Origin of the sequence: Nocardia sp. SSK8 (genome assembly GCF_037034205.1) — a bacterium.
Classification (GTDB): domain Bacteria; phylum Actinomycetota; class Actinomycetes; order Mycobacteriales; family Mycobacteriaceae; genus Nocardia.
Genome location: NZ_JBAGKD010000002.1, coordinates 668,948 through 682,289 on the forward strand (window position 1 = coordinate 668,948; position 13,342 = coordinate 682,289).

Sequence of the window (13,342 nt, forward strand, 5' to 3'; positions counted from 1 at the left end):
TGCCGCCCGGCCGTGCGAGAATTCCCGCTATGGACGACGCGTCGGGCCCGCCACCGGTCGCCCTGTCCCGGTTGCCGCTGCGCGAGCGCGACCGGATGGACCGGTTGATGGAAGCCATGCTCGTGGTGACCGCGGGCCTGGACCTGGACAACACCCTGCGCACCATCGTGCACACCGCCATCGAACTGGTCGACGCCCGCTACGGCGCCCTGGGGGTGCGCGCCGCGGACACCAGCAGTGGTCAGCTCGCCGAATTCGTCTACGAGGGCATCGACGACCGCACCCGCGTGCTGATCGGTGATCTGCCGCGCGGGCACGGCGTGCTCGGCCTGCTCTTCGCCGAGCCCCGCCCGATCCGGCTGGCCGATCTGTCCGAGCACCCGGCCTCGGTGGGCTTTCCCGAGCATCACCCGCCGATGCGGACCTTCCTCGGCGTGCCGGTGCGGGTCCGCGACGAGATCTTCGGCAACCTGTATCTCACCGAGAAGGCCGGTGGGCGCGAGTTCACCGCGGACGACGAGGTGGTCGTGCAGGCCCTGGCCGCGGCGGCGGGCATCGCGATCGAGAACGCGCGCCTCTACGAACAGTCCCGGGTGCGGCAGCTGTGGCTCGAGGCCATCCGGGATGTGGCGACAGCGCTACTGGCGGGCAGCCCCTCGGCCGAGGTCCTCGGCCTGGTCGCCGCCCGCGGTCACGCGCTCACCGGGTCGGCGTGCACCTTCCTCGCGCTCCCCGAGGACCCGGATGTACCGCCCGAGGAGATCACCGAGCTGGTGGTGGTCGCGGCCGCGGGCCTGGACGCCGACGGCCTGCTCGGTACCCGTCTCCCGCTCACTGACCGGCACACCGCCGAGGCCTTCCGCTCCGGGCGGGCGGTCACCGCCGCGTGTCCCGCCGAGCATCCGATCCTCGTCGCGACCGAGCGGTTCGGCCCGGTCCTCACCCTGCCGCTGCGCGCGCACGGCGCGGTCACCGGCGTGCTGACCTCGGTCTTCCCCGCCGGTGCCGCCGCGCCCGCCGCCGCCGACCGGGCCCTGCTGACCACCTACGCCGACCAGGCCGCAGTGGCGCTGCACCTGGCCGACACCCAGCGCCGGATGCGCGAGCTCGATGTCGTCGCCGACCGCGACCGGATCGCCCGGGGACTGCACGATCACGTGATCCAGCGGCTGTTCGCCGTCGGCCTGTCGCTGCACACCACCCGGCAGCGGGCCCGCGGCGCCGATGTGCGCGACCGCCTCGACGACACCATCGACGACATCCAGGCCATTGTGCAGGACATCCGCTACTCGATCTTCGATCTGCAGTCCAATACCGCCACCGACTCGGCCACCTTCCGCAAACGCCTGCACGGCATCATCACCGAGATGACCGCCGACAGCGGCCTGCGCACCACGGTGCGGCTGGCGGGCCCGGTCACCGTGCTGGAACCGCCGCTGTCCGGCCACGTCGAAGCGGTGCTGCGCGAAGCGGTCAGCAATGCCGTGCGACACGCGCGGGCGAGCAGTGTCGCGGTGGAGCTCACGGTGCGCGACGACGTCACGATCGAGGTCACCGACGACGGCACCGGTCTCCCCGCCGACGCCGCGCACCGCGGCGGGCTGGCCAATCTCGCGGCCCGCGCCGCCGAGGTCGGCGGCACCTTCGGCATCGAGACGCCCGCGGGCGGCGGCACCGTCGTGCGCTGGTCGGCACCGCTGCCCTGACCCCCGCGACGACCTTCGGCACCGGAGCGTGGGCCCTGCGCCTCTGCCGTCCGGGGCCACCGCGGGCGCAGACTGGTGGGGACAGAAAGGCAGGCTCATGTCCACTCCTCACACCGGAAATCAGCCGATCGTGGTCGGCGTCGACGGGTCGGAGCAGGCACGGATCGCGCTGCGCTGGGGCGCGGAGTGCGCCACCCGGCACCGCGCGCCGCTGCATCTCGTCTACGCCATCGACGTGCCCGTCGACTACGGTCCCGGCCCGATCTACGACGCCGAACGCCTACGCCGCCACGGTGATTCCGTGGTCGCGACCGCGGCGGCCGAGGCCACCCAGCACACCGACGTCGAGATCTCCACCGCCGCGGTCTCGGGGTCCCCGGTCGCGGTCCTGCGCGATCGCAGCGCCACGGCCCGGCTGCTGGTGATCGGCAGCCGTGGCCTCGGGGCGTTGCGGCGCACGCTGCTCGGTTCGGTCAGTACATCGCTGGCACGCCACGCCGCGTGCCCGGTCGCGGTGATCCCGGAATCCGAACCCGCGCCCGACGCGGCCGTCGTGGTGGGTGTCGACGGCTCGGCGTGCAGCGCGGAGGCCATCGCGCTCGCCTTCGACGAGGCCGCCCGGCGGGGCGCGCGCCTCGTCGCGGTGCACGCCTGGACGGAGTTCTTCCACTACGACTCCCGGGCGACCATGCAGACCCAGGCCGAATCGCTGGTGGCCGAGAGCCTGGCCGGGTACGCGGAGAAGTATCCCGATGTCACCGTCGAGCGGCTGGTGACACAGGATCGTCCCGCCCGGGCCGTGCTCGCCGCGGGCGCGGACGCCCAGCTGATCGTGGTGGGCAGCCGCGGCCGGGGCGGATTCACCGGGATGACCCTGGGTTCGGTCGCCCAGGCCGTGCTGCACGGTGCGGACCGCCCGGTGATCGTCGTCCGGTCCGGACCCCGCTGACAGCGACGACGCGGCCACCTCGACGGGTGGCCGCGTTGTGTCCGCGATTCAGTGCGGCGCCGCGGGATTCGGGAGCACGGTCAGGATCTCCTCGACCGGACGGCGCGAGGTGACCGGCGCGGGACCGGCGTCGACGGGCGCGCGACCCACCCGGATCAGCACCTGCGGCACACCGTGGCCCGCGACCAGCTGTTCCAGCGTCCGCCGCGCACCGGGCAGTTCGGTGATGTGGGTCAGTGCGCAGGTCGCCTCACCCGCCCGGGTGAATTCCAGCAGCACCACCGACAGCGCCTCGCCGACGTGCAACCAGTCGCCGATCGTGTCACCGTCCGAACTCAGCACCACCAGTTCGGCCCGATCCTGCGCGCCGGACGGCGGCCCGGGGCTCGTGGCGGCGGGAAAGCGGCGCGCGACCGGCACCCGCTCGGTCTCCGCGCCGGTGAGCAGCGCGGCGGCCGGGATGCCCTGGTAGTCAGCCGAATGCCCGGCCCACCAGCGCAATTCGGCCTGGTAACCCATGTCGTAGCGCCGTTTGGCCTCGGCTTCGCGCGACGATTCGGCCAGGACCGGCCGGGTCTCGCCGGACAGCACGTCCAGCTCGATCCGGTGCGGGCTGGCCAGCATCCGCGCCGCGCGTAGCACCTCGCCGAAATCCTCGGGGGCCGCCAGCGGATGACGGTCGGTGCGCCGCCGTTCGATGGCGGCCGCCCGCGCGCCCACGCCCTCGGGCGGATCGGGCCACGGCCGGAAATCCAGCCGGGCCAGCAGATCCGGTCGGGCCGGATCGGGGAACCGGTCGAGATCGGTGCGCCAGCCGGTGGCGGCCAGCACGGTGCGCAGATGGTGCAGCATCGCGCCGCAGCTGATCACCAGCTGACGTCCGCTCGGATCGGCGGCGGTCAGGTGTCTGCTCTCGTCGCGGTAGAGGTACAGGTGGGTTCCGTCGAACTCCCAGCGCCACGGCTGGGAATTGTGGATCGAGGGCGCGCGGCGGGCTCGCCACAGCGCCGCGGTGATCGTCGACAGATCCGGTGCCAGGCTCGCCCTGGTGGCTGTGCTGTCGGTCATGTCCCGAGTCTGCTCCGCGCGGCGCCCGCGGCGAACAGGCCTTGGGCCCTTCCTTGGGGGCCGATGGTCACCGGTCGCCCGCACGTGATGGTCGCCACGTCTCTATGCAACTCGTTGCATAGCGGGTTTCGGTGCCCTACCGTCGGTACATCGCCTGCCGCGGCGCCGCGCCGCTCGACCCCTCCCGGAGGTACCCCATGGCTCTGCCGACCTGGCTGTCCAGCCGACTGGCCCTGCCCGCCGTCGCGTCGCCGATGTTCATCGCCTCGGGGCCCGAGCTCGTCATCGCCCAGTGCCAGGCGGGCATCGTCGGTTCCTTCCCCGCCCTCAACGCGCGCCCGGCGGCCCTGCTCACCGACTGGCTGAGCCGGATCAGCGAGGAGAACGCGGCCTACCAGGCAGCCCATCCGGAGGCGATCGTGGCGCCGTTCGCGGTGAACCAGATCGTGCACCGCTCCAACGACCGGCTCGAGGCCGACATGGCCGTCATCGTGGAGCACAAGGTGCCGATCGTGATCACCTCGCTGGGCGCGCGCGAGGAGATCAACGAGGCGGTGCACTCCTACGGCGGCATCGTCCTGCACGACGTCATCAACGACCGCTTCGCCCGCAAGGCGATCGAGAAGGGCGCTGACGGCCTCATCGCCGTCGCCGCGGGCGCGGGCGGCCACGCGGGCACCCAGTCCCCCTTCGCCCTGCTGCAGGAGATCCGCACCTGGTTCGACGGGCCGCTGCTGCTCTCGGGCGCCATCGCGCACGGCCGCTCGATCCTGGCCGCCCAGGCCGCGGGCGCCGACCTGGCCTACATCGGCTCGGCCTTCCTGTCGACCACCGAGGCCAATGTGGTGCCGGACTACCGGCAGATGATCGTCGATTCCGGCGCCGCCGACATCGTCTACAGCAACCTGTTCACCGGCGTGCACGGCAACTACCTGCGCGGCAGCATCGTCGCCGCGGGCCTGGACCCCGACAATCTGCCCGAGTCCGATCCCTCCCAGATGAACTTCGGCTCCAGCACCGACGCCAAGGCCTGGAAGGACGTGTGGGGCGCCGGTCAGGGCATCGGCGCGATCACCGCCGGTCGCAGCACCGCCGAGCTGGTGGCCACCCTGACCGAACAGTACGACCTGGCCCGCCGCGATCTCGCCGCGGTCCTCGAGCGGCCCGAGGCGCTGCCCGTCCGCTGATTCCACCCCCTCACGACGAGACCGGCCGGGAGCGCACTGCTCCCGGCCGGTCTCGTCGGTGTGCCGATCAGCTCAGCGCGGCGCCATCCGGATGGCGCCGTCGAGACGGATGGTCTCGCCGTTGAGCATCGGGTTCTCCACGATGTGGCGGGCCAGCGCGGCGAACTCGGTCGGCTGACCCAGCCGCGACGGATGCGGCACCTGCGCGCCGAGCGACTGCAGCGCCTCCTCGGGCAGGGTCTCGAACAGCGGCGTGCGGAACAGGCCGGGCGCGATCGTGACGACCCGGATCTTGAAGCCCGCCAGGTCGCGCGCGATCGGCAGCGTCATGCCGACGATGCCGCCCTTGGACGCGGAGTAGGCGGCCTGGCCGACCTGCCCATCGAACGCGGCGACCGAGGCCGTGTTGACGATGACACCGCGCTCCTCGCCCACCGGCTCGCCCGCGGCCATGCGCTCGGCCGCCAGCCGGATCACATTGAAGGTGCCGAACAGGTTGACATTGACGACCTTGGTGAAATCGGCCAGCGGGAACGCGCCCTTCTTGCCGACGGTCTTGATCGCGTTGCCGATACCCGCGCAGTTCACCACGATCCGCAGCGGCGCCAGCGCTTCGGCCGCGTCCAGCGCCGCCGACACCGCCGCCTCGTCGGTCACATCCGCGGCCGCGAAGACCACGCCGTCACCGAGTTCCTTGGCGATGGCCGCGCCGTTGGACGAGGCCAGGTCGACGATGACGACCTTGGCGCCCTGGGCGTGCAGTTCCCGCACGGTGGCCAGGCCGAGGCCCGACGCACCACCGGTGACCAGTGCGGACGAGTTGACGAAATCCATGCTCTCTACTCCTCTGGGGGTCTGCTCCGCCGCAATATTGACACACTTCGCCAAAACTGTTTGGCTTTCGGCGTGACCCGGCCCGATCGCCGCCGCCCCGGCCGCCCCTCCGTGCTGAACATCCGCGCCGTGGGCGCGGACGCGCTGCGGCTGTGGACCGAACGCGGATTCGCCGCCACGAACTGGAACGACCTGGCCGAGGCGACCGGCATCAGCACCCGAACCCTGTTGCGGCACTTCCCCTCCCGCGCCGAGATCGCCTGGCTCGGCGTGGCCCCCGCGACCGACCGGTTGCGCGAGGTGCTCACCCGCGCCGCCGACGACGCCCCCGTCGCCGTGGTGGTGCGCACCGCCATCGTCGAATCGGTCTCGCGCGACCCGCAGATCCACGAGCTGGCCCCGGCCTGGCTGCGCCTGATCTCCGCCGAACCCACGCTGGCCGCCACCGCGCCCGCGGTCTATCAGCCCTGGATCGACACCCTCACCGGCTATCTCGCGCGCCGCCTGCCCGGCGCTCCCACCGCCATCTGCCGCGCGCTGGCCACCGCCTACCAGGCCGCCACCTTCGCCGCCCTCACCGAGTGGGCCGAATCCGGCGCGCACGGCGACGCCGCCGACTCGGTCGACCGGATGCTGCGCTGGCTCGACGTCCACACACCGGGCACGGTCCCGGACGGACCGGCGCGGGAGCCGTAGGCTTTCGGGATGGCCCACGACACGGACGCGCCGGTCGACATCAAGCCCCGCTCCCGCGACGTCACCGACGGACTCGAGAAGACCGCGGCCCGCGGCATGCTCCGCGCGGTCGGCATGGGAGACGAGGACTGGGAGAAACCGCAGATCGGGGTGGCTTCCAGCTGGAACGAGATCACCCCCTGCAATCTCTCGCTGGACCGGCTGGCCAAGGCCGTCAAGGAGGGCGTGCACGCCGCCGGGGGCTATCCCCTCGAATTCGGCACCATCTCCGTCTCCGACGGGATCTCGATGGGCCACGAGGGCATGCACTTCTCGCTGGTCAGCCGCGAGATCATCGCCGACTCGGTGGAGACGGTCATGATGGCCGAGCGCCTGGACGGCTCGGTGCTGCTGGCTGGCTGCGACAAGAGCCTGCCCGGCATGCTGATGGCGGCCGCGCGCCTGGATCTGTCGAGCGTGTTCCTCTACGCGGGCTCGATCATGCCGGGCAATGTGGACGGCCGTGACGTCACCATCATCGACGCGTTCGAGGCCGTCGGCGCCTGCCTCAAGGGACTGATCAGCCGAGCGGAGGTCGACCGCATCGAGCGGGCGATCTGCCCCGGTGAGGGCGCCTGCGGCGGCATGTACACCGCCAACACCATGGCCTCGGTGGCCGAGGCGCTGGGCATGAGCCTGCCCGGCTCGGCCGCCCCGCCCGCCCCGGATCACCGCCGCGACGAGTACGCGCGCAAGTCCGGCGAGGCCGTGGTCGAGCTGCTGCGCCGGGGCATCACCGCGCGCGACATCATGACCATGGCGGCGTTCGAGAACGCCATCACCATCGTCATGGCGCTGGGCGGATCCACCAATGCCGTGCTGCACCTGCTGGCCATCGCCCGCGAGGCCGGTGTCGAGCTCACCCTCGCCGATTTCAACCGCGTCGGTGACCGGGTGCCGCATCTGGGCGATCTCAAGCCGTTCGGCCGCTATGTCATGAACGACGTCGACAAGGTCGGCGGGATCCCGGTGGTGCTCAAGGCACTTCTCGACGCGGGGCTGCTGCACGGCGATGTCATGACCGTGACCGGCAAGACCATGGCCGAGAACCTCGCCGCCATCGACCTCGGTCTCGACGGCGAGGTGATTCGCCCGCTCGAACGCCCCATCCACGCCTCCGGTGGCCTCACCATCCTGCACGGCTCGCTCGCCCCCGAGGGCGCCGTGGTCAAGAGCGCGGGCTTCGACTCCGATGTCTTCCGGGGCACGGCCCGGGTCTTCGACGGCGAACGCGCGGCCATGGACGCACTCGAGGACGGCACCATCGTGGCGGGCGATGTGGTGGTCATCCGCTACGAGGGCCCCAAGGGTGGCCCCGGGATGCGCGAGATGCTGGCCATCACCGGCGCCATCAAGGGCGCGGGGCTGGGCAAGGACGTGCTGCTGCTCACCGACGGCCGGTTCTCCGGCGGCACCACCGGCCTGTGCGTCGGCCATGTCGCGCCGGAGGCCGTCGACGGTGGCCCTATCGCTTTCGTCCGCGACGGCGACCCGATCATCCTCGATGTCGCGGGCCGCCGCCTCGACGTCAAGATCGACGAGGCCGAACTCGCTGCCCGCGCGGTGGGTTTCGAGCCGCTCCCGCCGAAATACACCTCGGGCGTCTTGGCCAAATACCGCAAACTGGTCAGCTCCGCCGCGCACGGAGCCGTCACCGGCTAGGTCGCGATCAGGGTGCGGATCGGCAGGGTCCGCACCCACTCCCCGGCCAGGTCGCGCGGCTTGATCTCGGTCGACGCGTCGTGGCGGGCGTGCTCGCCGACCTGGGTGGCGCCCCGGGCGGCGAGCTTCGCCGCGGCGAGCTCGCCGCCGCGATTGAAGGTGTCGCCGTACACCGAGTCACCGAGGCCGAAGACCGCGAAGCGCAGCCCGGTCAGGTCCGGGCGCACGATCTCGACCCGATCGAAGAAAGCCTCGGCGGCGGTGGGCAATTCGCCGTCGCCGTAGGTCGAGCAGACCACGATCAGGAATTCCACGCCGTCCAGATCGCGCGGATCGAACTCGGCCATGTCGTAGACCGACACCGCCCCGTCGAACCCGGTCCGGTCGGCGAGATGTTCGGCCACCGCCTCGGACGTACCGAGTTCGGACCCGAACAGAATCACGAGGGACAAGGAGATTCCTTTCACGCGTCGGATAAGCCTAGGCTTACCTTAGCGCTTCTCCCGGCCGAGGTGGTTCGCTACGACTGCCGGACGAACTCGAACCGCCCCGGCTTGTGCGGCGCGTCGGTGGTGATCGTGCCGACGATGCGGCCGGGCCCCGGATCGAATTCGATCTGGGTACCACCGGTTCCGTAGATCCGCTGCCACACGGTTCCGGCCGCGCCGGTGTCGAGATTGCGCCAGTGCACGCCCGCGTCGACCGAGCACGGACCGACCCCGTGCAGTGCGCTGACCAGGCCGAAGTAGCGCGTCTCCGTGCCGAAGACGGTCTCGAAATGGATGTGCCCCACGCAGAATCCGGCACTGGTCAGGGTGATCGCGTCGTCGAGCAATCCGGCGTCGGCCGCGGCGACCGGCGCCACCGCCAGCGCCGGACCCGCGAGGAGCGCGGTCACCAGCAGCGATCGAAGGGTTTTCCGGCCGAACGACATGGCATTCCTCCCGGGACGCACGAAAACGGTCCCGTCAGTCGTACCACCCGCGGCGCCCGGAGGCCCGGACCTCAGCGCCGGGCGAAGGCGTGCGCCAGGTCGGCGTCGGCGAAGGCCACCGGCACCACGCCGTCGACGCTGTAACGGTAGAGCGCGGTCTGGTAGATGCCGGTCAGCGCCGTCACCACCACCGCGGCCACCAGAATCCAGACGAATCCGGCCGCCATCACCAGCAGCGCACCGGGCACGCTCACCCCGAACAGCGCGATACTGCCGATCACCAGCAGTCCGCCGGGCACGGCGAGCAGCACACCGAACAGCCCGAGGCCCACATTGCCGACGAGGTTCTCACCCCAGGTACGTTTCATGGCTTCCGCCGAGTCCTTCACCGCGTCGACGACGCCGCGATCGGCGAGCACCATCTTCGGCAGCACCAGGAACGACACCACCTGCCAGGCCGTGCCCGCGATCGCGGTGATCAGCGAACCGAGGAACCCGACGCGGTCCTGCAGCACTCGCAGCAGCTGCGAGACCGTCGCGGAGATCAGCGCCCACACCAGGATGCGCGGCCACTTCCCCGCCGCGACCCGCACCCCGCCGCCCACGCTCGGATCCTCGCCGCGCATCGCCACATCGGCCTGGGAGATGAGCGCGGCATTGAAGAAGATGGTGACGAAGGCGGTGGCCAGATACATCAGGCCGAACAGCACATACGTCGTCGCCGAGGACTTGTCCCACAGGTCCGAGACGACGATCGGCACCAGGAAACTGGCCTCCACCACCAGGCTCGCGGCGCCCGACAGCACCGGGAACACCGCCAGTTCCTTCCGTGTCCGCAGCACAGTGGCCGAGGTCTTGAACATCTGCCACGATTGCGCGAATGCCACCGTGTACCCCCCTCAGATCGGTGGATCGTCAACGCCGAACAGCGTACTGGGCGCACGTCCGACGCACATCTCCGCACCCGATCCCCCTGCGCTACCGTCGTTTTCGCGCAACCCGACTACCATCCTCGACAGCCGACGACGAGGGAGCACGATGACCACCTACACCGACGACTGGCAGGAACTGTTCGGGATGACCCTGGACGACTGGCTGTGCACCGGAACCGTCACCGCCATTCCCCCGTCCCTCGACTGGGACCGGGTGCGCACCCACGTGGTCGACGAGGTGAACACCCGCCTGTCCCACGACTGGACCGCCACCCTCGACCCGGCGGGCACCATCACCAGCACCTCCCCCGCCCTCTTCGCGCCGGGCACCATGAAGACGATCGTCGCCGCCGTCCGCGTCGACACCATCGACAGCCCCACCTGGATGTCCCAGCCCGCCTTGCAGACTCACCCGAGCGGGTCCCGCCGGTAACCGGCGACGGCGGCCACCATCAGCAGGATGACCCCGCAGGCGACGACGAGCACCCAACCGGGCACGGCCGCGGTCACGAAGCGGTCGGGCGGTACGTCAGCGACCAGACTTCCCGCCGCCGCGACCCCGACCGCGGTGCCGAGCTGCCGCGCGGTGGAGGCGGTACCACCGGCGACCCCGGCCCGGTCCGCGGGAAGTCTGTCGACGGCGGTGGCGGTGATGGGCGCGTTGGCGAATCCCACCCCCGCGCCGATCATGAGATACGCGGTCAGCAACAGCGGCAGGCTCGTCCCGGCACCGGGGCAGAGCAACAGCGCACCGCCCAGACTCAGGAAGCTCCCCGCGAGCAGCAGCGGCCTGCGCGGACCGAAATCGGCGACCAGCCGACCGGACAGCGGCGCGCACACCATGACCGCCAGCGCCATCGGCAGGGTGGCGGCGCCCGCCGACGCGGCGCTCCACCCCTGCGCGTGCTGCAGCGACAGCGTCGTCAGCAGCAAGGTCGCACTGAACGCGACGAAGACGACGACCGCGCCCACCACCGCCCCGGCGAAGCGCGGGACCAGGAACAGGCCCGGCTCGATCAACGGCTGGTTCCGGCGCGTCTCCACCCGGACGAACGCGACCGTGAGCACGACCAGCGCGCCGTAGCCGCCGAGCACCACCGGCGCCGTCCACCCACAGCGCGGCCCTTCGATCAGCAGCGTCACCGCGAGCCACAGCAGCGCGACCAGCAGCAGCTGTCCGAGCGGATCCAGCCGCCGCACCCGCTGCCCGCGCGATTCGGGCACCACCGCCTGGACCAGCAGCAACGCCACCACGACCACCGGCACCGGGATCCAGAACACCGCCCGCCAATCGAGGACGGCGATCAACAGCCCACCGGTCACGGGTCCCACCGCCAGGCTCAGCCCGAACATCGCGCCCCACACGCCGATCGCCCTGGCCCGCTCGCGCGGATCCGGCATGGCGTTCACCACGATCGCTAGCGCCACCGGAGTCAGCATGGACGCGCCCACACCCTGCGCCATCCGCGCGGCGACGAGCACCGGGAGCGAGGGCGCCGCAGCGCACACCAGCGACGCGAGCGCGAACACGACCAGCCCCGTCCGGAACACCCGTCGCCTGCCGAACCGGTCGGCCAGCGCACCGGCGGTGATCAGCAGGCTCGCGAAAGTCACCGTGTAGGCGTCGACCACCCAGGCCAGGCGGTCGGCGTCCACGCCGAGACCGTGCCCGATCTCGCCTAGTGCGACGATCACGATCGTCGTATCCAGTCCCACCAGGAACAGCGCCAGCGCGCAGACCGCCAGCACCGCCCAGCGCCGCCGCGCGCTCAGCACCGGCGCGCCTGCGGCGATCGTCTCGGTCACCACGTCCACCTCTCGACACCCCGGCGGGGGCGCCGGGTGCCGTCGATGGTGCCGACCGGATGACGCTGGGGGATTTTCGATCTCGGACCGATCCGGATGACGCGGCGTCTCGAACATGTGACGAGTCAGCGGAATCCGCAGGCAGGTCGCGCGGTGTTCGCTGGTCCAGGCCGGATCCGCATCGAATCCCCGAGGACGCCATGGTCACCGATATCGCCCCGGCTCTCGCCGATACCGCCGCACCTGCCGAGCCGGACGCGTCGACCGCGCCGGTGGCGCCGTCGTGGGCGGCACCGGCCCTGCTCATCGCGGTACTCATGCTCGGCGCCGATTTCCTGGCGCTGATCCCGTTGGGGCACTGGATGGCCGAGTTCGGGATCGTCCCGGTGTGCACGGTGTACCTGGTGCACGTGCTCGGGTCCACCGCGCTCGCGGTGTGGACGGTGATCCGGATGCCGGTGCTGGACCTGGACTGCTGACACGGCCGCTCAGGCGGCTTCGAGCACCTCGTCCACCGAGCGGCGCGGCGTCGACTCCAGCGGCGCGGCGGCATACGGCATGGCGCCCACCCGGATCATGACGTGCGGGTAGGCGCATTCCTGCAGCACCGTCGCCCGGATCTCCGCGCGCAGGTCGAGCATGCCCAGCGGCTCGGACTGCAGGCTGGTCGCCAGCCCGCGCGAGGTGGCCTCGAGCAGCATCGCGCTGGTCGCCTCGCCCGCCCGCAGTTGCGCGAGCCGATGGTCGCGGGGCGTGCAGACGACCAACCAGTGCGCCGAATCCGGGGCATCGGTGAACTCGGTCAGTTCGGTGCCCGCGAACACCCGGACCGGCATCTCGCCGGACGGCCGGGCGGCCGTCGCGTTGCGGGCGGGCACCCCGATCGAGGCACCGTGGCAGCCGCTCCACTCGGCGAGCTCGGCCAGGTACTCCGGATCGTTCACGTGCCGGGCGGCCGCGCGGCGCATGGGCCGGGCGAGGTCGGGCAGCAGCTGATCCGGAACGTGCCGGGCGGCGGCACCGAAGGCCGCGGCGCGGCGCGTGATAGCGCGCAGGTCGGCACCGGCGACCGGCGGGCCGGGAAACCGGCGCCGATCCGATTGCCGGACCAGGATGGCGGCGGCCAGGTCGATATCGGCCCGCGACGGCGGCTGCGGCGCGCACCGGATGGTGGCGAGGTGATCGGGCCGGTCGGCATCGGGCAGCCGCTCGATCTCGGTGCGCCAGCCGAGCATGGCGAAGGCGACGCTGAGATGATGCAGGGCCGCGCCACAACTGACCATGAGCGCGCGGGCCAGCGGATCGGTGGCCGTCAGGCGGGCCCCGAAATCGGCGAACAGCTCCACCCGGTCGCTGCCGACCCGCCACCGCCAGGGCTGCGTGTTGTGCACCGAGGGTGCGCGCACCGCGAGTTCGATCGCATCTCGGCAGGCGGCGAAACCCGGTTCCGAACGACTCATCTCCGCACTCCTTCCGACTCCCCATGCGGCCTATTCGTTAGGTCGCCTAACTTAGGGGGAAAGTCTGAG

General features: G+C 71.4%; 14 protein-coding genes. 7 read left to right on the plus strand and 7 right to left on the minus strand.

The window, feature by feature from the left end; all coding sequences use genetic code 11:
- Positions 1–29 precede the first annotated feature (29 nt).
- Positions 30–1,706: a GAF domain-containing sensor histidine kinase gene (locus WA675_RS06580; protein ID WP_336082767.1), complete on the plus strand. Its 1,677-nt coding sequence runs from the start codon at positions 30–32 to the stop codon at positions 1,704–1,706.
- Positions 1,707–1,803: 97 nt separating this feature from the next.
- On the plus strand, positions 1,804–2,655 hold the full coding sequence (locus tag WA675_RS06585) for a universal stress protein (protein ID WP_336082769.1): 852 nt from the start codon (positions 1,804–1,806) through the stop codon (positions 2,653–2,655).
- A gap of 48 nt (positions 2,656–2,703) precedes the next feature.
- Here WA675_RS06585 and WA675_RS06590 read toward each other — a convergent pair whose 3' ends face one another.
- Positions 2,704–3,723: an Acg family FMN-binding oxidoreductase gene (locus tag WA675_RS06590; RefSeq protein ID WP_336082771.1), complete on the minus strand. Its 1,020-nt coding sequence runs from the start codon at positions 3,721–3,723 to the stop codon at positions 2,704–2,706.
- 197 nt (positions 3,724–3,920) lie between these two features.
- On the opposite strand from WA675_RS06590, the gene WA675_RS06595 reads away from it, so the two are divergent.
- Positions 3,921–4,910: an NAD(P)H-dependent flavin oxidoreductase gene (locus tag WA675_RS06595; protein ID WP_336082773.1), complete on the plus strand. Its 990-nt coding sequence runs from the start codon at positions 3,921–3,923 to the stop codon at positions 4,908–4,910.
- A gap of 72 nt (positions 4,911–4,982) precedes the next feature.
- Here WA675_RS06595 and WA675_RS06600 read toward each other — a convergent pair whose 3' ends face one another.
- Positions 4,983–5,744: a 3-hydroxyacyl-CoA dehydrogenase gene (locus WA675_RS06600; RefSeq protein ID WP_336082775.1), complete on the minus strand. Its 762-nt coding sequence runs from the start codon at positions 5,742–5,744 to the stop codon at positions 4,983–4,985.
- A gap of 72 nt (positions 5,745–5,816) precedes the next feature.
- On the opposite strand from WA675_RS06600, the gene WA675_RS06605 reads away from it, so the two are divergent.
- Together WA675_RS06605 and ilvD are read left to right on the plus strand one after the other, a co-directional pair.
- Complete coding sequence (locus WA675_RS06605) at positions 5,817–6,440, plus strand: TetR/AcrR family transcriptional regulator (protein WP_336082777.1); 624 nt, start codon at positions 5,817–5,819, stop codon at positions 6,438–6,440.
- Positions 6,441–6,449: 9 nt separating this feature from the next.
- A complete protein-coding gene (gene ilvD / locus WA675_RS06610) occupies positions 6,450–8,141 on the plus strand; it encodes a dihydroxy-acid dehydratase (protein WP_336082779.1) in 1,692 nt (563 codons plus the stop codon).
- On the opposite strand, the gene WA675_RS06615 is transcribed toward ilvD, so the two are convergent.
- From WA675_RS06615 to WA675_RS06625, 3 genes are all read right to left on the minus strand, one after another.
- Entirely contained in the window at positions 8,138–8,593 is a 456-nt protein-coding gene (locus tag WA675_RS06615) for a flavodoxin domain-containing protein (protein ID WP_336082781.1), read from the minus strand. The two genes, ilvD and WA675_RS06615, sit on opposite strands and share 4 nt — an antisense overlap.
- A gap of 68 nt (positions 8,594–8,661) precedes the next feature.
- Positions 8,662–9,039, minus strand: a complete 378-nt coding sequence (locus WA675_RS06620) for a hypothetical protein (protein WP_336082783.1) — start codon at positions 9,037–9,039, stop codon at positions 8,662–8,664.
- Positions 9,040–9,146: 107 nt separating this feature from the next.
- Complete coding sequence (locus tag WA675_RS06625) at positions 9,147–9,962, minus strand: DUF6159 family protein (protein WP_336082784.1); 816 nt, start codon at positions 9,960–9,962, stop codon at positions 9,147–9,149.
- Positions 9,963–10,113: 151 nt separating this feature from the next.
- Between WA675_RS06625 and WA675_RS06630 the strand changes: the two genes are divergently transcribed.
- A complete protein-coding gene (locus WA675_RS06630; RefSeq protein ID WP_336082786.1) occupies positions 10,114–10,440 on the plus strand; it encodes a hypothetical protein in 327 nt (108 codons plus the stop codon).
- Here the strand turns inward: WA675_RS06630 and WA675_RS06635 are convergent.
- Positions 10,416–11,813, minus strand: a complete 1,398-nt coding sequence (locus tag WA675_RS06635; protein WP_336082788.1) for an MFS transporter — start codon at positions 11,811–11,813, stop codon at positions 10,416–10,418. The genes WA675_RS06630 and WA675_RS06635 overlap by 25 nt on opposite strands.
- A gap of 200 nt (positions 11,814–12,013) precedes the next feature.
- On the opposite strand from WA675_RS06635, the gene WA675_RS06640 reads away from it, so the two are divergent.
- Positions 12,014–12,292 carry a hypothetical protein gene (locus WA675_RS06640; protein ID WP_336082790.1) on the plus strand — a complete coding sequence of 93 codons (279 nt, stop codon included), beginning with the start codon at positions 12,014–12,016 and terminating at the stop codon, positions 12,290–12,292.
- Between the two features lie 9 nt (positions 12,293–12,301).
- Here the strand turns inward: WA675_RS06640 and WA675_RS06645 are convergent, their stop codons facing one another.
- Positions 12,302–13,273: an Acg family FMN-binding oxidoreductase gene (locus WA675_RS06645; protein ID WP_336082792.1), complete on the minus strand. Its 972-nt coding sequence runs from the start codon at positions 13,271–13,273 to the stop codon at positions 12,302–12,304.
- Positions 13,274–13,342 lie beyond the last annotated feature (69 nt).